Origin of the sequence: Paenibacillus sp. L3-i20 (assembly GCF_022180385.2) — a bacterium.
Classification (GTDB): Bacteria; Bacillota; Bacilli; order Paenibacillales; family Paenibacillaceae; genus Pristimantibacillus.
Window position 1 is genome coordinate 1,127,541 of the sequence record NZ_BQME02000001.1, and the last position, 24,960, is coordinate 1,152,500.

The window sequence follows — 24,960 nt, forward strand, 5'->3', positions numbered from 1 at the left end:
ATGCCAGAATAACCGCTTATGCACCTGATGCAGCAGCAAGTTCTCTCTTCTTGGAAGGTACATTCGCCAGTACTTTTTCCGCAACCGGAGCTCCAGCTAATGCAAATGGCAAGCATAAAGGAACACCGGTTCTAGGATCTGGAACAATATCTGCCTCTATATTAAATACTTCACGCATAATATCTGGTGTAACAACCTCAACTGGAGTACCTTCTCCACTCACCTTGCCATTCTTAATGGCAATCATATGTTGAGCGTAACGAGTTGCATGGTTTAAGTCATGTACGACCATAACAATTGTTCTATTGTTTAACTCATTAAGTTTCTGCAAAAGATGAAGCACTTCAAGCTGATGGGCCATATCTAAGAAAGTAGTTGGCTCATCCAGGAACAAGATGTCCGTTTCTTGAGCAAGTGCCATAGCGATCCAAGCACGCTGGCGTTGACCGCCAGAGAGATGATCGACTGGACGATCAGCAAACTCACCCATCCCTGTTGCTTCAATTGACCATTGGACGATGCTACGATCCTCTTTTGTCATCGAACCGAAGCCCTTTTGGTAAGGAAAACGACCATAAGAGACAAGTTCCGCTACAGTTAGTCCATCTGGAGCTGTCGGATTTTGCGGCAGAATTGCGAGCTGTTTCGCCACTTCCTTCGTTGATTGCTTATGAATCGACTTGCCATCCAACAAAACATTGCCCTTAGTAGGATTCATAATCCGAGCCATCGTTTTCAAAATCGTGGATTTACCAGAACCATTTGCTCCCACGAGTGCTGTGATTTTACCTTGGGGAATAGCAATATTAAGATTTTGGACAATGAGACGGTCATCATATGCAATATCGAGTTCAGAAGTTGTCAAACGAATCATGTAACTAGCACGCTCCTCCTGCTGCGCTTCCGCAGACTATATATCCTAGAATGGTGATAACGATTATCAAATCCACTTTAATGATAATCGTTCTCAGATATATTGTCAATCAAAATGATCCTTTTATACGTCATTAATTGTAGAAAATCAAATAAATACTTCCATTTGTAACATTCATTAAACTACAAGCGTTATTTTAATAAAATGCCCAAGTATAATCAGACTCATCTATTGATTTTTATTACATTGTTGTTTACCATCTTTATCGAATACAAAATTGGGTCTATTTACCATCTCGTGAGTGATTTTCACTTTATTTGAAATTTGGGTCTTTGATTTAGTACACTTGGTAGCAAGGAGTGGATGAACGTTGTCTAACAAAAGATTTACACTTGAAGAAGCTAATGCATTGCTGCCACAGATCAAACAAGAATTGCAGCAGCTCCAGCTTATGTCTAATCAGCTTGAGGAACAATATATTTCTTACCGTAAAGTGAAAGCAAATTATGTCGCTGGGTCTCATGATCCCTTATTTGAATTGGAAGGAAAACTTGATTTCATGCAAATGGAATTTAGTTTGTATATGAATAATATTACGCGCAAGGGTGTCCTATTAAAAATGATTCATCCCGCTCTGCTGGACTTTCCCGCAATTATGGATGGTGAAGAAGTACTTCTCTGCTGGAAGGAAGGCGAAGAGCAAATTACTCATTATCATGGCTGGAATGACGGATATATGGGGAGAAAGCTTCATCCTGATGCTCAATAAACAGCAAAAAACCCTTCTATCAGAAGGGTTTTTTCATGTATGGTGCGCGTAGAGGGACTTGAACCCCCACGGTCGCCCGCTAGATCCTAAGTCTAGTGCGTCTGCCAATTCCGCCATACGCGCGTGAAAAGCTTTAGATCTATAATATACCATACGCTGGCGACCATTGCAAGTTCTTTTGCGAAATCTTTATATACTGACTCTTACCCACTATTTACATCAAGATCCCGCTTCACTAGTTAATGCAGCTAATAACACCATTTCACCACGCTACTGGTTACCTTTTGCATCACGTTCATATGTAATTGCGACTGTAGCATATTGTGTATTCGTAGCAAGACCATCTGCCACAATATTAGTTACAGCCGAGTCTGTCTTCCCTAAAAAGAGAACGGGATATTTCTTTCAACGTAAGTTAATGCGTAATAATTGACGGTTAGTACAGATCCATTACCCAACCATCCCTATAGACAACAAAAAACCCTTCTATCAGAAGGGTTTTTTCATGTATGGTGCGCGTAGAGGGACTTGAACCCCCACGGTCGCCCGCTAGATCCTAAGTCTAGTGCGTCTGCCAATTCCGCCATACGCGCTTATTTAACAACAAAACTTATATTACACGATTTTGAACCGATGTGCAACCCTCAATTTAAAAAAATTTAGAATCACAAAAAATTCAACCCACCCAACTAGTGAAATGCACTTCCAATAGTCGGATGATGACAAGACATTGGAGTCTTTTTACCAAGTGGGTGGGCATTCTTCATAACAACAAACTACGTTCGAACGTCTTCATTCACTGAGCTTTCTTCATTACTACCTACATTCATTATAAGTGAGGCTTGCAGAATCTGATGGTTGTCCATCTTAATAATCCGCCATACATGCTCACCTTGATGAATAGGCTCCGGCTCATCGTCAAGTGAAATGAGCTGAATTTGCAGCCATCCGCCGATCGTGTCAACGTTGTAGCTGTTTGCAAAGGTTAAGCCAAATTGCGATTCGATATCACTTAACAAAACACGTCCATTAAAGTGATATACGTTGTCTTTTATTTTCACAATATCTGCAATCTCATCATTGTCGAATTCATCACGAATTTCTCCAACGATTTCTTCAAGTATGTCTTCCATCGTTATAATACCGGCCGTACCACCGTACTCGTCGATGACAAGAGAAATAGGTGTACCCTTCTTTTGCATCTTGAGTAGTACATCCTGTAACGGAGCTGTTTCATGGATGGCATCAATTTCATGAATGTGGCTTGCCATATGCATCGGTCGCTTCAAGACTAAATTAATTGCTAGCTCTTTCGCATTAAGAAAACCAATTATTTTATCTTTATCGCCATCTTGTGTAACAGGATATCGCGTGTAACGATTGGCATCTATAATATCTAAAATATCGTCCTTCTCCATTAGCTCATCCAGCGCAACAACTTGCATACGAGGCACCATAATATCTTTTGCGACACGCTGATCAAATGCAAATATGTTTTGCATATAAGAAAGCTCAGTCTGGTTAATCTCGCCGCTATTATAACTCTGTGTCATAATGATCTTTAGTTCTTCCTCGGAATGGGCTTGTTCATGTCCTGTTGGCTGCACTCCGAATATTCGCAAAAATACTCGTGCCGAACCGTTTAGCAACCAAATGAGAGGGAACAACACTTTACCAAACAAGACCAGAGGTCTTGCCAGCAACAATGTCATACGCTCTGCATATTGGATCGCAAGTGTTTTAGGCGCTAGTTCACCAAATACGACATGTAGAAATGTCATCAGTGACAACGCAAGTATATAAGAGATCGGCGTAGCCCATCCATCCGAAATCCCCCATGCGTGGAAGATTGGATGCAATATTTTTTCAATCGTTGGTTCACCAAGCGCACCAAGTCCTAAAGCAGTAACCGTAATACCTAATTGACAGGCGGATAAATAGTAATCGAGTTCGGTCACCAATTTTTTGGCTGCGATTGCTTTTTTGTTGCCTTCTGATATTAGCTGATCAATACGTGACATTCTGACTTTGACAACTGCGAACTCTGATGCGACAAAAAAGGCTGTAAACACAATTAATAATAATACCAGTAATAAGTTAATCATGATGGTTAAGTCCAACTAGTTCCCTCAATTTGAGGGATTCACCCCCGTATATTTGCATTCGATAATATAATGATTTAATACGTTTAAATTCGAAGGTCGTTTCAATTATTACCATTACTACCCCAATCCATTTAGTATGACTAATTTTCCATTACCTATTCAATTATAAATGTAGAACCTGCTGCCAACGTATTAAGCCACTTTCTTATTATCAATTGGCTACTCACTTATGCATCGCGTTTTTTTGCCTTCATTAACAGGAGCAAGAAAAACGGAGCACCTATAGCCGCTGTAAATACTCCCGCAGCCACGTCACGCGGTGAAAATAATGTACGTCCAATGAAATCAGCTGTTACCAGCAATATTGCACCAACAATTGCTGAACAAATAATGAGCATACGGTGTGAGCTTCCTACCAGCTTGCGAGCGATATGAGGAGCCATTAGCCCAATAAAGCCAATCCCGCCAACGAACGATATTGCTGCACCTGCAAGAGCTGCTGCTGCTCCAATAAGGGTAAGCCGTTGCAATTGAATACGTCCCCCTAATGATACGGTCAAATCATCGCCGAGCGCTTGTATATCAAGATGACGAACCATATACAATAAGAACGGCAGCAATACACATAGCCATGGGAGTAAGGAATATACGTTACTCCACGTAGCTCCGTAGATCGTGCCAGTGATCCATAATTGCGCTTGACTTGTTAAGAAGATCGGACTGAAAATAAGAAATAACGTTTTGCACGCTTCCATTAATGCGGTTACACCAAGACCTACCAATATCATGCGTAATGGCGAGACCCCACGCTTCCAAGCAAGCATATAAATAAAAAATGATACCAACGCCGCACCAGCAAATGCAAAGAAAGGCAAAAAGCTAATGCCTATCGACTCATTAAAAAAGGCCAAATAAAAAACAGCCATCATCGAAGCCCCACTCGTGACTCCAATAATATCAGGTGAAGCGAGTGGATTACGAACGACGCCTTGCAGTACTGTACCAGCCATTGCGAGTGCTGCCCCCGCAAGACTTGCCAATAGCAACCTCGGTAAGCGTAGGCTCCATATAACAATTCCTTCAGCGGAATTGCTCCCGCTAAATAATAATATTTCGAGTGTCTGGATAGGCGAGACAGATAACGAACCAATGCCAATACTGACTATGGCTAACACGAGCCAAACTAGCAGCAGTATTGCTACTATCTTTTTTCTACCAGAGTGGGGCTTCTTGACTTGCGGTCGGTTAATGACAGTTACTGGCCTCACTTCGTCATCAACTCCCTTCTAGCCATATAGATGAAGAAAGGTGCTCCAACAAGCGCCGTCATGACGCCTACCGGCACTTCCTTCGGAAACGCTATAAATCTAGCAGATAGATCTGCTGCAAGTAGTAGAATAGCACCTAGAAGTAAGCAATAGGGAATGACCCAACGATTATCGATTCCAACAAGCGCTCGCGCAATGTGTGGAATGATGAGTCCAACGAATCCGATTGGCCCCGCAATCGCTACTGAGCTGCCAGCGAGTATAACAACAATAAGCAAAGCTAGCAATTGAAATTGAATAATACGCTGTCCCAAACCTTTAGCGATATCTTCCCCTACCGCAAATACATTAAGTGTCCTTCCCATAAACATAACGACAATATATCCTCCCAGCAAAAAAGGAAGAACCGTCATTATTTGTTCCATGCTGCGTCCTTGAACAGAGCCTGCTAGCCAGAACAAAACAGTATCCAATGTTTGTTCGTCCCCGATTAGTAAAGCAGTTATAAAAGATGTGAATAGAGCTGCAATGGTTGCACCAGCTAATGTTAGCTTAAGCGGGGTTATCCCTTCTCTCCCAACTGCGGCAAATCCATAAACAGAAAGCGCTGCGACAATCGCACCTGCAAATGAAAGCCAAACCATGTTCATAGACGATTGTAATCCAAAAAAAGAGATACCGGCCACAATAAAGAAGCCCGCTCCAGCATTCACACCAAGAATGCCTGGTGAGGCCATCGGGTTACGAGTAAGTGCTTGCATCACCGCACCTGAAACGGCAAGTGCAGCGCCTACTAACGTTGCTGTTATGGCACGGGGTATTCGTAATTCACGGACAATTAGATGAGCATTGGAACCATCGAAACCGCTCAGTGCTTCCTTTACAATCCGCCAAGACGTATCCGTGTAACCCAGTACAATGCTAGCCACAAACAAAACGATGCCCATAAATGCGAGAAGTACTAATCCTGTCACTTTCAAAAGTTTATTATAAAGCATCGTCTCAAGCTCCCGTTCTAGAACTTAAAGCAGTCCGAATGTATTCGGACTGCTTGCAAACTTACTACTTATTTGCTAACAAGGTATGTTTTTAGTTCATCCAATACTAAATTTGCAGAAATGATTCCGCCGGATGAATTCCAAACACCGTCATAAACTTTATGAACTTTGCCATTCTTCGCGACGTTAAGATTTTTCCACAACTCTTCTTGCTGCCATTCTTGTTCTGCTTTAACCGCTTCGCCTTTTTCATTATCATAAGTAAAGTAGAACAATACATCGCCATCCATTTCTGGAATACGCTCTTTACCTACATCTTCGGAAAACTCGGCTTTATCCTGTGTTGCAGGACGCTGCAAACCAACTTGCTTCAATATAACACCGGAGAAGGTATCATTATAATACATACGAACGATACCACCTGGATTGAAACGAACGATAGACACTTTAGAGTTCACTTTATCTCCAAGTTCAGTTTTGAGAGTTTCAACTTTTTTGTCGAAATCACCCAAGTTCGTTTCGCCTTTTTCTTTCAAGTTCAACGCTTCCGCATACACCTTATAGTTGATCTTCCAATCGCCGCTTATACGCTCTGAGAAAACGGTAGGTGCGATGTCAGATAATTGTGTGTAAATTTTTTCTTGGCGAAACTTATTACCCAATATAAGATCAGGTTTTAGAGATGCTATCAGTTCAAGATTCGGTTGATTCTCGTCACCTAGCTGTGGCACATCTTTCAACTGCTCTGTCAGATGCTGATAGACAGGATCAAGTCCCCATGCCTTAACGATTCCTACTGGTGTAATACCAAGGGACAATACCGCTTCTGTTCCTTCATTCGTCAATACAACGATACGCTTTGGCGTTCCAGGAATTTTCGTTTCACCCATCGCATGCTTAACAGTATATGTTTCTCCTTCTTTTGTCCCTTCTTTTGCTCCCTCTTTATTCGATCCCTTGTCAGCAGCACAACCTGACAAAATGAGAGAAACTGCAACAATAATAGATAAAAATAAGCTAAAACGATGTTTCTGAACTAGCATTTTCATTTCCGCTCCCTTTCCATTTATGATAATGATAATTGTTATCATGGTTAAGCTTAAAGGAATGATCCTTTCCCTACAATATCCGTATATATCCACTTATTTGTCTTTTTGTATCATTGTCATGTCATTATTTGTCCATTTGTGTCTTCGCTTTCTCTCACCGTGATCGGCTTAAAAATGACAAATTATTTACTGCTTGTTGCGACAGGTTGTCTCCAAATCATTTTCCGTCGAAACAACGCGAACCATAACAGCAGTAAACATAATAAACAAATCGATGCACTAACAAAAAACAGAGTTTCTCCTCCAAATGGCACAAGAAGAAGTGATGCGGTAAGTGGTGCGAGCAACTGCCCACCATTCTGAAAGACCATCGCCATGCTGTAATTAACATGCATTCGCCCTGTCTCGCTTGATTTAAATAACAACAATTCCATACTTGCTTGAGCAATGGCAAGCCCAATTCCGAATAAACAACGACTTACAATCATAAGTGTCAGTCCACCATCTATCCCTTGTAACACTAGGCTTACTGCAAGCAAAGGTAATGCACAGGTTAGTACCATACTCAAACGTCGCTCTGTAGTAAGCCGCTGAACGGCAAAAAAACATAAAACTGCCATCCCATTTGGAATGAGATAAAGAGCAGTTCCAGCCACCAGCGTAAGCTGTAAGTGTTGCTCGACATATACGGTAAAGTATGGTCTTATCATATGAATTGCTAGATGGAATGCAAGCAGCGTTGAAGCTAATATTAAGATCATCCGGCGCAGCTTCCCACTTCCACTATTACTTTCGGAGGTTGCGGCTACTTCAGCAGTTGAGAGTAGGTCTCTCCCTGTCCGCTTTCTTCTAATCCCTCGCCATATAAACCAACAGAATAGAAATTGAAGCACATCTGTTGCAGCAATCCAAAAAAAGAGGAGCAGAGGTTTCTCCATAGAGAACATCGCTGCCCCAGCAAGACTAGATAAAATAATGGCCATATGATAGGCAACATGATAGCTGCCAGTAGACAGCGCCATCTTCCCTACTCCAGCTGCTTCTACTAACAAGGGATATACAAACATATAACTGCTTTTGAATACAAGAAGAGCTATCGTAATGACTAGAAACTGCTCAACACTACCTGCGAGTGCCATCATTGCGGTACAAATTGCTGTCCCTGCTTGTCCAACAAGCAGTAGATGCTGAACTGCAAACTTACGAGAAAGCAGCCCCCATAACGGAGAAATAAGAACGACTGTTAAACGACACACTAGAATATAAAAACCGGTATAGGTCAAATCTTCAACACCAAACACTTTAGCAAAAAATTGCGGATAAAATGGTGACAAAAGTACTTCGCCAAAAATACTTAAAAAAACACAGCCTAACAAAACGGGTCGTGTAAGCGCACTTGTACGGCTCCCCATCCGACTTACTGAACTCCAAATCGTTGGAACACATTACGTGAGCCGATTGCATACTTAGTTCTGCCTAACAAATCGTTAATAATAACAGCATTGCGATATGCACCTAAGCCAAGATCAGGTGCACCGATGCCGTGTGTATGCAACTCACCATTCTGAACATAGATACGATTAGACGGGAGAGTATCCTCCACCATTTGCAGACGATAGTTTTCCGCTACTTCATAACGACCTTGCTCATCCCACTTAATCGTGTGATGAATACCTTTTAAGAAGGCAGGAACGTTATATTTATAGCCCGTAGCCAAAATAACAACTTCACTCTTATGCTGAAATGGCTTTTCTTGCTCCCATTGCAAACATGACAGCGTATGTCTAACATGATTTTCGTCATTTTCCATCCCGATGCCATCTACACTACCCCTACTTTTCCCTACCTGTATCTCCTGAACTTTTGTTAGCGGCAGCATCGAGATCTCTTTGCCTGCACCACATGCCGTTAAATGATAGAGTTCATCATAAATATCAGCAATAGTCACAGCACTGATCCCCTTATACAGCAAATGCTGGCTGTCCAGTATTTTATCTTTGCTCGCTTTTGGAAGCCCGTAGAAATAAGTACTATAGTCTGGTGAGAAGTGTTCTAATCCAAGCTTCGAGTACTCCATCGGGAAAAATCCTCTTGACCTTGTCATCCAGCTCAGCTCATAACCGAACTCGCGTTGTGACTTAAGCAAATCATAAAAAATTTCTGCTGCGCTCTGACCCGAACCTACAACCGTAATGGACGATGATTTTTTACAATGCCCGCTCCGCTCCATATAGCGTGAAGAGTGAAAGATCGTATCCGATGCTATATTCTGCACTGAGCTAGGCATATGGGGAGTTGTTCCAATACCTACAACAATATCTCTCGCTAAATAAGCGCATCTATTTCCACTCTCATTCTCTACAACTGTAACTTCATATACGCTTTTCCCATCCTGCCAAGCTAACGTAATATCTACAACTGTTTGACCGAATTGACAACTATTCAGCTTACTTGCTGCCCACTGGCAATAATGGTTATACTCCTTGCGCGGAATATGAAACTTCTCGAAAAAATAAAATGAATAAAGCCTTCCCTGCTCCTTCAAATAATTTAAGAAACTATACGGGCTAGTTGGGTCGATCATTGTTACTAAGTCCGCCATAAAAGGAACTTGCAATGTCGTACCATCAATCAACATACCTTCATGCCAATGAAAATGCGTCTTTGACTCGATAAATAGCGCCTTAAGCTCATCAATCCCATCAAGTAACGCTGCTAGTCCTAAATTAAAGGGGCCGATTCCTATTCCAATAACATCGTATATCTCACCAGATGACACTTGCTTATTATTCTGTAGCAATTAGCTTCTCCTCCAACTCTTGCGATCACAAAATAACAATGCTGCTCGCTTATCAGGCAGATCTATATAATGCTGGAATTGATAGCCGCATTTTTCAAAGATGTACAACATCTTGTTATTCATCGCATCAGGCTCCGCCACTACTTTATCAGTTTCCTCATGCTGAAACATATAGTCTGTCATCGCTTGCAAAAGCGGCAATGCATAGCCCTTTCCGATATATGAGGTTGGTCCAATAAGAAGATGAACGCCTTGATCAGTAGACTTAGCTTCATAACAAGCCGCAATTACATCATCTGCGGCCCAGTAACATTCCCAATAACTCATTGGGATACCATCTAATAAGCCGATATATAACGTCTGATGCTTATCCGCGAGAAAAGCTTTCAGATGCCTGCTATAAGCCTCACGAGAAATTTGCAGGTTCCAATACTGCGAAACATGCGGCTGTTGATGCCATTCGTACAATCGATCGAAGTCTTCGTCATAGTTAACACGGCGAAAGCTAATAACGGCTTCAATGCGACTGTCATATTTTTCGTAGACGATTCTCTGAGAGGTTTCACTAAGCGGCGATGATGTAGTACTGGATGCACTATTCCGATCAGACATACGTCACCTTCTCCACTGCCAACAGGGGATTACGTATCGGAACATAAATGGACTGTGATTCCATAGCGCCAACCAATTCATCCATATCATAAAGACGCGTCAATAAATTTGCCTTGCACGGTAATGATTCCGAATGCAGCAAGCTGCTCAAAAACTGTGAAGGTTTCCGATCCATTTCTACAAAATATTCCAACGTTGATCGAAGCTCGCTGAGCAATACTTGTTCACTAATTAGAGCAGCCGAGCCCAATCCATTAATAACTCCAAACATATGGTTAAAAATTAAATAATATCGGAACCTTTCATCCGCTACATGATCCTCGCATACGGTATGGCTGCTGCTGCTGACACCTGGCAATAACTCGTTTAACTGATCAAAGGTCGATTGGCAGAAGTAGTAGCCTTGATTATCCCGATAATAGAAATGAGCAGGATATCCATTAACTAATCGTACAACGCTATTTTGTTGATGAGCCTCCAGAGCAATACCATAGTTCAAATAAAGCCATACCATCGGCTTAAGAGAAACATCTAAATATGATCGGAACCACTTTAGGCTCACCTCGGCAACAGACAGATTTTCTTCAGCCGCTATTTTACGTATGATTGTTTCAATACGAGTTTTGTTGCCATATACAGCATCTTGGAATAACGATGCCGTCACATTCGTATCTTTCGCATCTATTCCACGGAATGGATTATCACGCATAATCGTTTCAAACCCAGACTCCTCCGCATCATGAAGATGTACCGTTACAAAAGCGGGATCAGACAAAATTTCAAAGGATGGATACGCCTCCGCTAATCGCTCGCCAATTTCAGTATCCAGCAGCCGCTTCACTTCAACGCCGCGTTCAAGTTCTTTGTATTTATTGACCCGCAATGAATTTGTAATTTTAACAGGTATCGAGCCCTTAACCATAAAACTTGAATTTGGTTCATACACCGATCGAAGTGATGAAGTAGCACTGTATGCTCGTCCAGCGGTACCAATATCTTGTAACAAACCTTCTTTCATTAGTTGCTGTATCGGGAGTGATTTAAGTACGTGTTTTGCTTGGAGCGGGTGGAGCGGAATTAGCGTATAATTGTCATCCATGCAATACTGCGATATAAACGCTCCATCAGTTACGCCATCACCAGCAAGTTCTTCTTTAATCCATGAAGTTGCTGATCGCCCAGGTAATGCACAATCTTCTTTAACGATCGATTGATGTGCTCGGAAGTAATGGAGCTCGAAGCTGCCTTTTAACTCTGGAGAATAAATAGCACTCTCTTCATCAGATATACCCTGACGGCTCTTAGGGGTAGGATGAATAAGATGCCCTAATAACAACGATTGCTCTGCCTGTAAAAAACTGATCTCCTCACCATATAGTTCATCCTCATCCCCGTCACGCCCTTCAATAAAACATTGGATCTGCTGACAGCTCTGGATAACTCGTAATACTAAATCGTCGTAACTAAGCTCTGATTTGGCTTCTAGTAATAAATCCTTTGCAATCATTGTTACTAGAAACAAATAATCTACTTCAAATGGCTCATCTCCGTTACCTGCGCTTGCGATAATCGGGAAATGGAACTTATGTCTGCCTGTTAAAGAATAATATTGGATACCCGCATACAGTGTTATATTCAAATGGTTTAAATGGCAAATGAAATATGAATCTGCCATTACGACTTCTTTTAGTTTGAATACTATATTTGTTGATAACTCTGTACTTGGTTCACACTGTCCCGTTTCTCGTAAATAACAATTTAAAAAGCTTTGAATAGAGACTTGCTCCGCTAGTTTCTTTGCATCTATCATCCCTTTAACGAACCTCCTCTAAATGATATTGTCTACCGATCGTAATAATCTGATCGATGATGAATTGCAAATCGGCAATCGTTGTTTCCGGGTTTAACAAGGTAACTTTAAGACAAGCTCTCCCTTTATTCCGCGTTCGTGCTAATACAGCAACACCTTGTCCTAACAGTTCCTCTCGTAAATAGGCATTCAACTCATCGGACCAAGTGTCAGCATCATAGTGATCTGGTATATAGGAAGGAACATAGCGAAACACTACCGCATTTATCTCTGGCTCATGCAGTAGTTCGAACTGTTGATGCTCTTCCAATCGTCTTGCAAATTGTTCCGATAGCTCGATTGTGTAATCGATTATTTCCCCGAAAACATTTGTTCCGATATGCTGCAATGACATATACAACTTTAAAGAATCAAATCGTCTTGTCGTCTGCAACGACTTGCCAACTAAATTAGGTATATGTTCAGCTTCATCATGAGGGTTCAAATAATCTGCATGAAGTTTCATCCAACGGAAATTGTGCCGCTCTTTTAGCATAAATGCTCCGCAGCTTATTGGCTGATAGAACAGCTTGTGGAAATCTACTGTGATCGAATCAGCCAACTCAATCCCTGCCAGCTTCGATTGATGTTGTTTACTCAGCATCAGAGCTCCGCCATAGGCAGCATCAACATGCAGCCATAACTGCCGAGTATCTGCTATTGCCCTAAGCGATAGCAACGGATCAATACTTCCATAGTCCGTCGTTCCCGCTGTCGCAACGAGTAAAAAGGGAATTAAGCCCTGGTCTTTTAAAGAATCAAGTGTTCGCTCCAGATCGACTGTGCACATACGATAAGTTTCGTCGGTTTTTACAGCTACAACCGCCTGCTGGCCAAGACCAAGCAGAGCAGCAGATTGTGCAATACTGAAATGTGCAGCTTCTGAGCACAAAATACGAAGCTTGCCCCCCTCCGGGGGCAAACCTTGTTGCTGAACATTCCAATTAAATCGGTGAGCGATTGCGGCATCTCTTGCCAGCAACAGACCCATTAAATTCGACTGTGTTCCACCGCTTGTAAATACGCCATCGCTAGACTCCGTATAACCAAACAACTCGCATAACCAGCGTATTAGTTGCTCCTCTACGAATGTTGCGGCCATACTTTGGTCCCAAGAATCCATAGATTGGTTTGTTGCTGCAATTAATAGCTCTGCCGCTATCGCTGCTATAAAAGGCGGGCAATGGAGGTGTGCAATACAAGTCGGATGTGTCACGACCGCCGAATGGCTAAGCACATTTGAAGCAACACGTTCTATCACTGCTTCCAGACTTTGACCATACTCGGGAACCGTGTTGTTTTCCCTCCATAGTTCGCTTATTTGTTCAGGGGACAAGCCGCTGTAGGGCTTGTCCAATGAAGAAAAGCTGCGAATGATAGCCTCTTGTGCCATCCGAACAGAATCACGAAATTTTTTTTCGCTTTCGCTCTTCCTGGTTAGGAATAGCGGCTCGGTCCTCATTATGTGAGCACCTCCTGCGGCTTGCTCATTACAACTGCCTCAGCCTCAAGCACAGCATCATGGAATCTTTCACAAATTTGTTCCACATGCTCCTCAGTTATAATTAATGGCGGTAAGAAACGAACGACACTTCCATGTCTTCCACCTAGCTCTACGATGAGCCCTCGCTTAACACATTCCAGCTGAATTCTTTTGGCCAACTCTGGATATGCGATGTAGCTGCCTAATTGATCTGGAGCTACATCCTTATTCACAATTTCGGCACCCAACATTAACCCTAACCCTCTCACTTCACCAATGCAGCTTGTGCTCACTTGTATTGCTTCAAGCTTACGTTTAAAATAGCTCCCCATCACTTCTGCATGTTCTTCCAGCCTGTTCTCCCTTACAAATCGAATTGTCGCTAGGCCCGTTGCCATTCCTAGCTGATGACCACGGAAAGTACCCGCATGTGCACCCGGTTCCCAGCTATCTAAGCGTTCATCATAAACGATGACCGCTAGCGGAAGACTTCCGCCAATCGCTTTGGACAATACAACAACATCCGGCATAATGCCGGCGTGCTCAAGGGCATAAAGCTTGCCTGTTCGACCCAAACCCGTTTGTACTTCATCTATAATGAGAGGAACATCTTGCCTTGTCGCAACTTCCCTAATGTTTCGCACCCATTCAATTGGGGCAGGAATAACTCCACCTTCACCTTGAACAAGCTCCATAATCATGCCTGCAGGTTTAAGGCACCCGCTCTCAGGGTCACTTAATACGTGATCGATATAGCGGCTTGAAATCTTATGTCCTTGTTCCCCTATACCAAAAGGACAACGATAAGCGTAGGGATAAGGCATAAACTGCACATCCGGCATGAGGCCTGCTACTTTACTTTTCGGATTCAAGTTTCCCGTCAAGCTGAGAGCACCATTCGTCATGCCATGATAACCACCATGGAAAGACATCATGCCTCTCCGGCCCGTTGCAGTCTTAACTAACTTTACCGCTGCTTCAACAGCATCTGCCCCTGACGGTCCACAAAATTGAATTTTTGCTCTTGAAGCAAACTCATACGGCAAGCTGCTGAGAAGTTCCTCAACGAATTGCTCCTTCAGTGGCGTTGTCAGATCAAGTGTATGAAGCGGAAGACCGCTGTTTATTGTGTTATGAATCGCTTCTACCATAACGGGATGATTATGTCCCAATGCTAATGTTCCAGCACCTGCCAAACAATCAATATAACTTTTTCCGTCCGCATCCTTAATCATCACACCTTGAGCATGTGTGATCGCAATTGGAATTTTGCGAGGATAGGATCGTGCGTTAGATTCTCTCATCGATTGCGAATTTAAATAATAGGAATTAGTATGCTCCATTAACTACACTCCCTTCACTCTTTATATGACAATGAGTTGCGCACTTGATGAACTCTTAGCTCCGAGTCAGCAAACAAACGACGTTTGGCTAACTGTTCTAACTCATTGGTTGGCGACAATAAATTAAAGGTGTTGTAACGATCATTCCACTTAGGAAATTGTTCCTGATAACGGATTATAATTGCTCGCGCTTGCTTCCAAAATTTCTGCTCCGAATAGCCGTATTTATCTGCAAGAAATATCGCAATTTCTCCAAGATTAATAAAGAAAAATGCACCCAGAACAAGATCCTTAATATTTTCGGTATCTTCTGTTTCAATAAATGAATTACGGTTCACTCTTGTATGAGCGTCTGGTGTAACATGAAGATTTGGACAGCCCTCAGGGTTCGCCAAATGCTTTCTTGAGAAGCGTATTCCATCATGAAAATCTTTCATCGCAATTCTAGTCGGCAATCCCGCTTCATGAATGAGGATCAAGTTTTGGGCATGCGATTCAAATGCGATACCATGTCCGTACAACAAATGAATAATAGGAACAATACTTTTCTCCAGCAGCTGCTGTACCCAAACATCTATACCATACATACCGATCCACTTTTGAATAAAAGGTGTCCCGTCCGCACTAAGGGCACATAGAGCAGTAAATGCACATGCCTCTTCTCCACTCCTAAGTTTCGTATGCAGGCTCGTCCGCCATATGCAGCCAAGTGATCCATAAGTAAATGAAGCAAGCTGGTCCGAGCGTTCAGTTGATTGATAAGAAGCGCCAATATATTCTTCTAAAATTGATAGTTTTAGCTCATCATGTAAATAACGATCACTTTCCACAATAGAAGAAAGCCAGTCAGAGATGAGAGGTGCATTAGCCACAGTATGAGGCGCCAATACTCTCCCCGTTGAAGTATTAATGATGTTCATAGATAGTTTGAGGTATGCTTTCTCTGGATGAGTGGTGTTTGTTAACGTTCGAATAGATTGCTGGGGACGATATCCATCCTCTGACTCTCCAAGCTTTACAATAAGCTCATTATGAATGTCAGTGTGGTAATAGGGTATGATGCGGTGTTTCCATTGCCATGGATGTACAGGCATTAAGGCATAATTTTCTGGCTTTAAACCACGGCTATCTAATACGTTGTAAAATACTTTTAATTGCTGGCTACCAAGCTCCTCTACTATCCAATCAGGAGACTTATTGGCGGAACTTGAGAGAGTCACATTATGTTTATGAACAGCTAGCCAAATCGGCTTTATCTCTGCTCGAAATTCAGGTCCATAACGATATTGCTCCTCAAAATCAAAGCCAAGTCGCGATTTATAACTCGGATGATAGAGATGACCGTCCATTACTGCGCCCTCAAGTTCATCATAGCTGCATTCAGACAGTAATTCGCTCTCCTCCATACGGGTCTGTTGTGCCAATACATCGTTTAATAGGGTTTGCTCTAGTTCATGAATAAAAGCAATTACTAGAGATTGATCCCCGCCGATCGTACTCGCCGCGTCGAGTAGAAATAAGGATAACGAGTCTACTTCAGCTCTCTTATCGTCTTCTATACGAAACACAGGACCTTCATCCAAACGAATTCTTCCAAACGTGTATCGTTCGCTTCCGCTGCATATATAAGTAATCTCTTTACCTCTATGGTCGGTAACTCCAAGGATGAATTGTGTTTTATTTTCTAATGGAACTTTTTGAGCTGGAAGTACCTTTTCGAATAACAGTGCTTCGATCAGTTGTCGCAAAATACGTTGTCTTACTTTTTTATATTGTGGTCCGCAAATTGCTGATTCTACACTATCGCGTTGTGATCGTTCTGACATCGTATCGGCATATCCCGTCCTATTCAACGTCAATTTCACCCCATTCATCTGTACATATCCAACCAGACGCCAAGCCCTTTACGCCGTGCTGCCTCATACACATACTGTGCACAAGCGACATCTTCAATTGCCATACCCATTGGATTAAGTACAATAATTTCTTGGTCATTTTCACGACCTGCTATTTTGCCACTCACTATTTCACCGAGCTCTGCATGAAGTTGTTCTCTAGAGAAAGTTCCTTCTAGAACAAGCTGATTAATAATTTTTTTCTCCCGATTGCACTGATCCCAATCATCCACTACTACTTTGTCAGCCTTCAGAAATACATCCTTGTGAACATCCATAATGGAAACATTGCTTACAAATGCACCCTTTGGAATCCACTCATAAGGTAAATACGGCTTATCCGTTACCGTACATGTTATAATGACATCCGCTGCCTCTACACCTGCACGTGCAGTTTCGACTATATTCATTTTCACCGCAGGGAATAACTCCTTTAAGTACAGAGCCAGTTCATGCGCTGCTTCTTTTTTGACATCGTATAAAAATACATCTTTAACCGAATCAAAATGCTGAAGCATCGAGAGCAACTGAGCCTTCGCAATATAGCCGCAACCGATACATGTTAATCGTTCAAAACCGGCTTTAGCCAAATGTTTCGCTGCTACAACTGTAATAGCTGCTGTTCGCATACTGCTAATAAAACCTGCTTCCATAACAGCAATCGGATAGTTGCTAACAGGATCATTTAACACTATTAATCCACTCGCCCGTTCAAGGCCTCTTTCTTTCGGATTGTCATGTTTGCTCCCGATCCACTTAATTCCAGATATTGGTTCACTTCCCGACAGATGCGCAGGCATTGCAATAATACGATCTGCAATATGACCCTCACTTTCTGCTGTTCTTAAATATGGTTTCAGCGGTTGAACAAACAATCCCTCCGCATGCAATTTAAGTGCATTTTCAATTGCTTGTACATATATATTGGAGGAAGCTCCTCCCGCCTGTTGTATATGACTTCTACTTAAGTACAATAGTCTAGTTCCTATATCTATTGTTTCTGCTTCAGATGTTTTTTCTGAACGTAAAGATACATTACTCATGAACAACTTCCCCCTCAACTGCTAGCCATTTAGCTTCCACCATTGCATACCAATCATCGTCGTAAACTTTGTCCATGTACCGCTCACCACGATCAGGCAAAATAATAACGACACGAAGTGGACGACCAATAGGTTTTCTCATCTTTGCAACTACTTGCTGTGCAGCCGCAACAACTGAACCTGAAGAGCCGCCAGCGAATATACCCTCATATCGAAGCAATGCACGGCACCCGTTTGCAGAGTCCAAATCATTAATGTGGTAAACAGAATCAATTTCACTTTTGTTTAACAATTCGGGAATTCGGCTTGCGCCGATTCCAGGCAAATCTCTAGATCCCGGTGGTCCACCAAATATAATCGAACCTACTGCATCTACACCAACGACATGTAATGCTGGAAACTTCTCTCTTAAACGTCTGGCAATACCCATAATACTTCCAGAAGTACTTACTCCTGCTATTAATACATCGAGATCATCCAGCGCATCTGCAATTTCTGTTCCAGTGCCTTCAAAATGAGACTTCCAGTTATTAGAATTTGCATATTGATTAATCCACACACTATTTGGAATGCTGCCAAGCAAATATTGCACATGGGCAATGCGAGTAAGTAGGTATCCTCCTTGCTCATCAGCTTCCGTAACCATTTCAATATTGGCACCCATTTGCTTCATAATTTTTAAATTAACAGCTGAAACTTTAGGATCTACTACACAAGTAACAGCAAGACCGTATAATCTCCCCATCATCGCAAGTGCAATTCCCAAATTTCCAGATGTACTCTCTACGATATGAGAATTGGATTGAATAGTCCCATTTTTGAGTCCTTGCTCGATAATATATCTAGCTGGTCGATCTTTCATACTTCCACCAGGATTCATACATTCAAGCTTCGCTAGCACTTCAATATCAGGATCAGTAAACAATCTGTTTAGTCTGACAAGCGGAGTATCTCCTATACATTCCAATATCGATGACTTTATAGATAAGGAATTTATTGGTGCATGTGATTTAAGAATCTTTTTCGCCTCCTTCTTGCTCCTATTAATGATTATCATTATCATTGAATACAATCGTAACACCGCACAATTTCATCGTACATACTCCAAAAAGAGTATAAAATCATCTACTTAGAGTAGGCGCCTGGTTAACTTTTTCAATCTCTCTTAACATCTCAAACACAAATTCACTACCAGAAGAACTGATATTTAGACATTTTTTAATATTTTGTATATGCTTTTTTACGGTATTTTCTGAAATAAACATATGGCTTGCTATCCGTTTAACCGAATAATGCTCAATTAAGAGTTGTACTATTTTACATTGGCGTTCAGTTAATAATGGATGCTCTAACCAAGGTATACTCTTATCATTAATTTGGTAATCATATTCGATTGATAACTGAGCTGGATGTGGAGATAATTGTTGTTTTACATGTTGTTCTATAAAATGATTTAAATCGTTGTATAGTTTATTATTTCCCCCCTCTACAATTGAACCTTGCATCTTTATCGTAATAGTATGAATGTATCCCTTCATCATTGCCTCCCAGTTTTTTTCATAATAGTTTTACTATTAACAATTACTTTTAAAAAATATTTATTTCATTTCCATCGTTGATAATCATTATCAACGTGGTACACTATATATTAGTGCAATGGTTAACACGATTGAATATCCTATTGCATCCTCTCTTTTGTCTAATTGTTGCACTAAACACATTGAAAAAAGGGGCCATAACGATAAATGACCACTCCTATCATTTCTGCAACTCATGATCAGATGTATCTCTTCTTATCCATTCAACGCTATCAGCATCGAGATCATGTAGAAATTACAAGGATACAGTCTGATGAAACCAACTCCCATCTTATTTTTATTTCATCAGGTAAAGGAACGCTTGAAATTGGTCAAAAGATCTATCATTCTGAGCCGATGCAAACCTATTTTCTACCCGCAGGAACACCGATAAAGGGAATGCTGTATGCCCACCACATTCAATATTTCGTCGTTAGCTTTCAAACTATCTCCTTGACTAGGGGAGAGCATCAATGGGTTGGAACCACTTCGGATGTTTGTACAAGCTTACTAACTTCTGGGTTTATAAAACTTAGCGACCCCCTCTTTATGTATCGCGAAATTAAAAACTTATACGACACCCATCTTATTGAACTTAACCGCATTCGTACGAATCTAATTCTTCAAAATCTACTCCTGCATATTCATACCCAAAGAAATGCCGTATCTGAGCTACAGCTTGAGCGCCAACCGAAATGGAATGGCATTGAAGAAAGCATCACATATATGCACACCAATCTTAATAAAAAAATGAATAGAGATACTCTTGCCGCCATTGCAAAACTAACACCAAGCTCTTATTGTCGCAGCTTCAAAAAAACGAAAGGTATTTCACCGATGGATTATTTAAATCAAATTCGAATTGAACAAGCTAAGCAATTACTTGCAGCTGGACATTCGTGCAAAAAGGTTGCCTATCGTCTTGGATATGTAAGTGAATACTACTTCAGTCGTGTTTTCAAAAAAACAACAGGGCTACCCCCAACTATTTATATGAAGCGTGAACACTCGAAAATCGCTGTTGCCTCACGATTTGGCATTCAATTAAATTTGGAATCTATGGGTGTCGAACCTATTCTCGTTATTGATTGTTATCCACACCCAGGAATCGATGCTGATGATTACAATCGTAGACTAATGAACCAGCTTGAAGAATTACGAAGTGCAGAGCCCGATCTCATTATCGGAGATTATTCACATGCAAGCTTCTATGAAACATTTAAACGGATTGCACCGACCGTCATATTTGAAAACGATCTAGATTGGTTAACAACACATCGCAAAATTTCAGAACTTGTAGGAAGAGAAATCGAAGCACAAATCGTCGTAGAAGCACTAGACAAAAAAATTGCAGGGGCTAGACAATGGATCAGTCAATTGGAGAAAGTACCGACTGTATCTGTATTACAAATGATGAACGACCACTTTTACTTACAAGGAACCAAAAATCATCCCTTAAATCATCTACTGTACAATGAACTACGCTTATCTGCAGGTAAGCATGTACCAAAAAACAAAATGAGACTGGAATTGTATCCTGCTGATTTACCCCCAATGGACAGCGATTACTTGTGGATCCGTATGTATTCCGACACACCAGAAGTTATACACACCTTACAACGTTTGAAGGAACATCGAAACTGGAGTAGTATTCAGGCTGTGCATAACAATCAAGTTCATTTTATTAACAATTGGCTAGTTATGAGCTGGACTCCACAAGGAAGGGAACAGATTGTGGATGAAGTGTTGGGGTATTTAGCAAATACGTACGTTACCGTTTAAATTTTTATACGAAACCATTTGTTACTGTGTATAAGTAATATCTTGAGATAAAGTTATACATAACTGTTCATGGTTTGTGTATAAATAATCTTAATTTTCATCTTCTACAAGCTATTTATCAACTTTATTTAACTAATCTGAATAATAAGCAATATTTCTACTATTTATGCACTGTGTATAAGTAATTTATATAGCTCGGCTGTATAACTTTATCTATACACTGTGTATAAATCATTATTTATACAAGAGTTATACATAACTGTTCATCTATTGTGCATAGTTACTTCAAAAACAATAAGTTATACACAACAAAAAACCCTTCTATCAGAAGGGTTTTCTCATGTATGGTGCGCGTAGAGGGACTTGAACCCCCACGGTCGCCCGCTAGATCCTAAGTCTAGTGCGTCTGCCAATTCCGCCATACGCGCGTGGGTATTACCGGGTAAATAACTGGTGAGCCATGAAGGACTCGAACCTTCGACACCCTGATTAAAAGTCAGGTGCTCTACCAACTGAGCTAATGGCTCTTACTAAGAAAATGGCTGGGGATCCAGGATTCGAACCTAGGATGACGGAGTCAAAGTCCGTTGCCTTACCGCTTGGCTAAACCCCAGCGAACGGTATGGTGGAGGATGACGGGATCGAACCGCCGACCCTCTGCTTGTAAGGCAGATGCTCTCCCAGCTGAGCTAATCCTCCATAAATGGTGACCCGTAGGGGACTCGAACCCCTGTTACCTCCGTGAAAGGGAGGTGTCTTAACCACTTGACCAACGGGCCTAACTAAAAGTGTTACTGGCTTGTCCTTCGCATGAATTCAGGAATTGTTCATTCAAGAACTGGAGCTCTCAACCGGGATCGAACCGGTGACCTCATCCTTACCATGGATGCACTCTACCTACTGAGCTATGAGAGCAATAATGGCTCCCCGAACAGGACTCGAACCTGTGACAACTCGATTAACAGTCGAGTGCTCTACCAACTGAGCTATCAGGGAACAACGCACATTCAAGTAAAAAATGTGTCCAAGAGCTTCAATTGCAAAAGACAGTGTTTTTCGCTCATGATGCCATCTAAATCGCTTTAGAAAGGACATTATTTCGCTCTTCAAGGTTTTTGCACCTTGAAAACTGGATACGAAAGAATAGCTTGAGTTACTTTATCTGTTTGCTTATAAGTTGTATGACCTATATAAGCGTATTAGGATAAGCCCTCGACCGATTAGTATTCGTCAGCTCCGTACATTACTGCACTTCCACCCCGAACCTATCAACCTCGTCGTCTTCAAGGGGTCTTACATACTGGGAAATCTCATCTTGAGGGGGGCTTCACGCTTAGATGCTTTCAGCGTTTATCCCGTCCGTACTTGGCTACCCAGCTATGCTCCTGGCGGAACAACTGGTACACCAGCGGTACGTCCATCCCGGTCCTCTCGTACTAAGGACAGCTCCTCTCAAATTTCCTACGCCCGCGACAGATAGGGACCGAACTGTCTCACGACGTTCTGAACCCAGCTCGCGTACCGCTTTAATGGGCGAACAGCCCAACCCTTGGGACCTACTTCAGCCCCAGGATGCGATGAGCCGACATCGAGGTGCCAAACCTCCCCGTCGATGTGGACTCTTGGGGGAGATAAGCCTGTTATCCCCAGGGTAGCTTTTATCCGTTGAGCGATGGCCCTTCCATTCGGTACCACCGGATCACTAAGCCCGACTTTCGTCCCTGCTCGACTTGTAGGTCTCGCAGTCAAGCTCCCTTATGCCTTTGCACTCTTCGAATGATTTCCAACCATTCTGAGGGAACCTTTGGGCGCCTCCGTTACATTTTAGGAGGCGACCGCCCCAGTCAAACTGCCCGCCTGACACGGTCCCTCTACCGGTTTCACGGTAGTAGGTTAGAACTCCGATACGATCAGGGTGGTATCCCAACGTCGCCTCCACACAAGCTGGCGCTCATGCTTCAATGGCTCCCACCTATCCTGTACAGATCGTACCAAAGTCCAATATCAAGCTGCAGTAAAGCTCCATGGGGTCTTTCCGTCTTGTCGCGGGTAACCTGCATCTTCACAGGTATTAAAATTTCACCGGATCTCTCGTTGAGACAGCGCCCAATTCGTTACGCCATTCGTGCGGGTCAGAATTTACCTGACAAGGAATTTCGCTACCTTAGGACCGTTATAGTTACGGCCGCCGTTTACTGGGGCTTCGGTTCACAGCTTCGGATTGCTCCTAACCGCTCCCCTTAACCTTCCAGCACCGGGCAGGCGTCAGCCCGTATACTTCGCCTTACGGCTTCGCACAGACCTGTGTTTTTGCTAAACAGTCGATTGGGCCTATTCACTGCGGCCCCCTCGGGCTATTAACCCTACCGAGGCACCCCTTCTCCCGAAGTTACGGGGTCATTTTGCCGAGTTCCTTAACGAGAGTTCTTCCGCGCGCCTTAGCATGCTCTGCTCGCCTACCTGTGTCGGTTTGCGGTACGGGCACCTTGATCTAACTAGAGGCTTTTCTTGACAGCCGGAGTACATGACCTTCGCTACTATAATTTTCGCTCCCCATCACAGCCCAGCCTAACAGTGTGCGGATTTGCCTACACACTAGCCTCACTGCTTAGACGGACTATTCCATCAGTCCGCGTCACTGCCCTTCTGTGTCACCCCATTGCTCAAACGATCTTCGGTGGTACAGGAATTTCAACCTGTTGTCCATCCACTACGCCTTTCGGCCTCGCGTTAGGTCCCGACTTACCCTGAGAGGACGAGCCTTCCTCAGGAACCCTTAGGCTTTCGGCGGACAAGATTCTCACTTGTCTTTTCGTTACTCATACCGGCATTCTCACTTGAATACGCTCCAGCACTCCTCACGGTATACCTTCAACGTATATTCAACGCTCCCCTACCCAATGCAGCAAGCTGCAATGTCATAGCTTCGGTGGTGTGTTTAGCCCCGTTACATTTTCGGCGCAGAGTCACTCGACCAGTGAGCTATTACGCACTCTTTAAATGGTGGCTGCTTCTAAGCCAACATCCTGGTTGTCTGTGCAACTCCACATCCTTTCCCACTTAACACACACTTGGGGACCTTAGCTGATGATCTGGGCTGTTTCCCTCTTGACAATGGATCTTAGCACTCACTGTCTGACTCCCGGTAAGCATGTCTATGGCATTCGGAGTTTGACTAGACTTGGTAACCCTTGGCGGGCCCCGCATCCAATCAGTGCTCTACCTCCACGACACTCATATCCGAGGCTAGCCCTAAAGCTATTTCGGGGAGAACCAGCTATCTCCGAGTTCGATTGGAATTTCTCCGCTACCCCCACCTCATCCCCGCATTTTTCAACATGCGTGGGTTCGGGCCTCCAGTGCGTGTTACCGCACCTTCACCCTGGACAGGGGTAGATCACACGGTTTCGGGTCTACGACCACGTACTTATTCGCCCTATTCAGACTCGCTTTCGCTGCGGCTCCGGCTTTCCACCTTAACCTTGCACGGGATCGTAACTCGCCGGTTCATTC

Annotated in this window: 17 protein-coding genes, 9 tRNA genes and 1 rRNA gene (1 of these 27 cut by a window edge); 2 read left to right on the forward strand and 25 right to left on the reverse strand. The window is 42.6% G+C overall.

Annotation, left to right across the window (positions count from 1 at the left end; all coding sequences use genetic code 11):
* Positions 1-16 precede the first annotated feature (16 nt).
* The gene (locus MFF31_RS05325) at positions 17-874 is read right to left on the reverse strand and encodes an ABC transporter ATP-binding protein (protein ID WP_238187064.1); all 858 of its coding nucleotides are present in this window, start codon (positions 872-874) and stop codon (positions 17-19) included.
* A gap of 370 nt (positions 875-1,244) precedes the next feature.
* On the opposite strand from MFF31_RS05325, the gene MFF31_RS05330 reads away from it, so the two are divergent.
* Entirely contained in the window at positions 1,245-1,643 is a 399-nt protein-coding gene (locus MFF31_RS05330) for a DUF2203 domain-containing protein (RefSeq protein ID WP_238187065.1), read from the forward strand.
* Between the two features lie 40 nt (positions 1,644-1,683).
* On the opposite strand, the gene MFF31_RS05335 is transcribed toward MFF31_RS05330, so the two are convergent.
* From MFF31_RS05335 to MFF31_RS05410, 16 genes are all read right to left on the reverse strand, one after another.
* A tRNA-Leu gene (locus MFF31_RS05335) sits at positions 1,684-1,766 on the reverse strand.
* 387 nt (positions 1,767-2,153) lie between these two features.
* Positions 2,154-2,236, reverse strand: a tRNA-Leu gene (locus MFF31_RS05340).
* 183 nt (positions 2,237-2,419) lie between these two features.
* The gene (locus MFF31_RS05345) at positions 2,420-3,763 is read right to left on the reverse strand and encodes a hemolysin family protein (RefSeq protein WP_238187066.1); all 1,344 of its coding nucleotides are present in this window, start codon (positions 3,761-3,763) and stop codon (positions 2,420-2,422) included.
* A 212-nt stretch (positions 3,764-3,975) separates the two neighbouring features.
* Positions 3,976-5,016 carry a FecCD family ABC transporter permease gene (locus MFF31_RS05350; protein WP_238187067.1) on the reverse strand — a complete coding sequence of 347 codons (1,041 nt, stop codon included), beginning with the start codon at positions 5,014-5,016 and terminating at the stop codon, positions 3,976-3,978.
* Complete coding sequence (locus tag MFF31_RS05355) at positions 5,013-6,014, reverse strand: FecCD family ABC transporter permease (RefSeq protein ID WP_238187068.1); 1,002 nt, start codon at positions 6,012-6,014, stop codon at positions 5,013-5,015. The genes MFF31_RS05350 and MFF31_RS05355 overlap by 4 nt, the downstream gene beginning before the upstream one ends.
* Before the next feature lie 68 nt (positions 6,015-6,082).
* Positions 6,083-7,057, reverse strand: a complete 975-nt coding sequence (locus tag MFF31_RS05360) for an ABC transporter substrate-binding protein (protein WP_375541301.1) — start codon at positions 7,055-7,057, stop codon at positions 6,083-6,085.
* A gap of 188 nt (positions 7,058-7,245) precedes the next feature.
* Entirely contained in the window at positions 7,246-8,475 is a 1,230-nt protein-coding gene (locus MFF31_RS05365; protein ID WP_238187070.1) for an MFS transporter, read from the reverse strand.
* Positions 8,476-8,480: 5 nt separating this feature from the next.
* Positions 8,481-9,863: a lysine N(6)-hydroxylase/L-ornithine N(5)-oxygenase family protein gene (locus tag MFF31_RS05370; protein ID WP_238187071.1), complete on the reverse strand. Its 1,383-nt coding sequence runs from the start codon at positions 9,861-9,863 to the stop codon at positions 8,481-8,483.
* The gene (locus MFF31_RS05375) at positions 9,864-10,475 is read right to left on the reverse strand and encodes a GNAT family N-acetyltransferase (protein ID WP_238187072.1); all 612 of its coding nucleotides are present in this window, start codon (positions 10,473-10,475) and stop codon (positions 9,864-9,866) included.
* A complete protein-coding gene (locus MFF31_RS05380) occupies positions 10,468-12,285 on the reverse strand; it encodes an IucA/IucC family protein (RefSeq protein WP_238187073.1) in 1,818 nt (605 codons plus the stop codon). Before MFF31_RS05380 ends, MFF31_RS05375 begins: the two co-directional genes overlap by 8 nt.
* A gap of 4 nt (positions 12,286-12,289) precedes the next feature.
* Positions 12,290-13,786, reverse strand: coding sequence for a pyridoxal phosphate-dependent decarboxylase family protein (locus MFF31_RS05385; protein ID WP_238187074.1), 1,497 nt, complete (start codon positions 13,784-13,786; stop codon positions 12,290-12,292).
* The gene (locus tag MFF31_RS05390; RefSeq protein ID WP_238187075.1) at positions 13,786-15,150 is read right to left on the reverse strand and encodes a diaminobutyrate--2-oxoglutarate transaminase; all 1,365 of its coding nucleotides are present in this window, start codon (positions 15,148-15,150) and stop codon (positions 13,786-13,788) included. The genes MFF31_RS05385 and MFF31_RS05390 overlap by 1 nt, the downstream gene beginning before the upstream one ends.
* A 14-nt stretch (positions 15,151-15,164) precedes the next feature.
* Positions 15,165-17,024, reverse strand: a complete 1,860-nt coding sequence (locus MFF31_RS05395; protein WP_248565404.1) for an IucA/IucC family protein — start codon at positions 17,022-17,024, stop codon at positions 15,165-15,167.
* Positions 17,021-18,034: a 2,3-diaminopropionate biosynthesis protein SbnB gene (sbnB, locus tag MFF31_RS05400; protein WP_238188496.1), complete on the reverse strand. Its 1,014-nt coding sequence runs from the start codon at positions 18,032-18,034 to the stop codon at positions 17,021-17,023. The genes MFF31_RS05395 and sbnB overlap by 4 nt, the downstream gene beginning before the upstream one ends.
* 46 nt (positions 18,035-18,080) lie before the next feature.
* Positions 18,081-19,145, reverse strand: coding sequence for a 2,3-diaminopropionate biosynthesis protein SbnA (sbnA, locus tag MFF31_RS05405; RefSeq protein WP_248565405.1), 1,065 nt, complete (start codon positions 19,143-19,145; stop codon positions 18,081-18,083).
* A gap of 64 nt (positions 19,146-19,209) precedes the next feature.
* Positions 19,210-19,629, reverse strand: a complete 420-nt coding sequence (locus MFF31_RS05410; protein ID WP_238187078.1) for a response regulator transcription factor — start codon at positions 19,627-19,629, stop codon at positions 19,210-19,212.
* A 204-nt stretch (positions 19,630-19,833) separates the two neighbouring features.
* On the opposite strand from MFF31_RS05410, the gene MFF31_RS05415 reads away from it, so the two are divergent.
* Positions 19,834-21,447, forward strand: coding sequence for a helix-turn-helix domain-containing protein (locus MFF31_RS05415; protein ID WP_238187079.1), 1,614 nt, complete (start codon positions 19,834-19,836; stop codon positions 21,445-21,447).
* A gap of 345 nt (positions 21,448-21,792) precedes the next feature.
* On the opposite strand, the gene MFF31_RS05420 is transcribed toward MFF31_RS05415, so the two are convergent.
* The 8 genes from MFF31_RS05420 to MFF31_RS05455 all read right to left on the reverse strand — a co-directional run.
* A tRNA-Leu gene (locus tag MFF31_RS05420) sits at positions 21,793-21,875 on the reverse strand.
* A 23-nt stretch (positions 21,876-21,898) separates the two neighbouring features.
* Positions 21,899-21,974: transfer RNA gene (locus tag MFF31_RS05425), tRNA-Lys, on the reverse strand.
* A 12-nt stretch (positions 21,975-21,986) separates the two neighbouring features.
* A tRNA-Gln gene (locus tag MFF31_RS05430) sits at positions 21,987-22,060 on the reverse strand.
* A 10-nt stretch (positions 22,061-22,070) separates the two neighbouring features.
* Positions 22,071-22,146: transfer RNA gene (locus MFF31_RS05435), tRNA-Val, on the reverse strand.
* Positions 22,147-22,151: 5 nt separating this feature from the next.
* A tRNA-Glu gene (locus MFF31_RS05440) sits at positions 22,152-22,226 on the reverse strand.
* A gap of 60 nt (positions 22,227-22,286) precedes the next feature.
* Positions 22,287-22,362 (reverse strand) — tRNA-Thr (locus MFF31_RS05445).
* A 5-nt stretch (positions 22,363-22,367) separates the two neighbouring features.
* Positions 22,368-22,443, reverse strand: a tRNA-Asn gene (locus MFF31_RS05450).
* Between the two features lie 204 nt (positions 22,444-22,647).
* Positions 22,648-24,960: ribosomal RNA gene (locus MFF31_RS05455) — 23S ribosomal RNA — on the reverse strand; it runs 618 nt beyond the window's last position.

Coding starts and splice junctions, on each gene's coding strand:
- MFF31_RS05325 (WP_238187064.1), bottom strand. CDS start 874: ATGATTCGTTTGACAACTTCTGAACTCGATATTGCATATGATGACCGT.
- MFF31_RS05390 (WP_238187075.1), bottom strand. CDS start 15,150: ATGGAGCATACTAATTCCTATTATTTAAATTCGCAATCGATGAGAGAA.
- MFF31_RS05395 (WP_248565404.1), bottom strand. CDS start 17,024: ATGAATGGGGTGAAATTGACGTTGAATAGGACGGGATATGCCGATACG.
- MFF31_RS05380 (WP_238187073.1), bottom strand. CDS start 12,285: ATGATAGATGCAAAGAAACTAGCGGAGCAAGTCTCTATTCAAAGCTTT.
- MFF31_RS05355 (WP_238187068.1), bottom strand. CDS start 6,014: ATGCTTTATAATAAACTTTTGAAAGTGACAGGATTAGTACTTCTCGCA.
- MFF31_RS05410 (WP_238187078.1), bottom strand. CDS start 19,629: ATGATGAAGGGATACATTCATACTATTACGATAAAGATGCAAGGTTCA.
- sbnA (WP_248565405.1), bottom strand. CDS start 19,145: ATGATAATCATTAATAGGAGCAAGAAGGAGGCGAAAAAGATTCTTAAA.
- MFF31_RS05365 (WP_238187070.1), bottom strand. CDS start 8,475: ATGGGGAGCCGTACAAGTGCGCTTACACGACCCGTTTTGTTAGGCTGT.
- MFF31_RS05415 (WP_238187079.1), top strand. CDS start 19,834: ATGACCACTCCTATCATTTCTGCAACTCATGATCAGATGTATCTCTTC.
- MFF31_RS05385 (WP_238187074.1), bottom strand. CDS start 13,786: ATGAGGACCGAGCCGCTATTCCTAACCAGGAAGAGCGAAAGCGAAAAA.
- MFF31_RS05375 (WP_238187072.1), bottom strand. CDS start 10,475: ATGTCTGATCGGAATAGTGCATCCAGTACTACATCATCGCCGCTTAGT.
- MFF31_RS05360 (WP_375541301.1), bottom strand. CDS start 7,057: ATGCTAGTTCAGAAACATCGTTTTAGCTTATTTTTATCTATTATTGTT.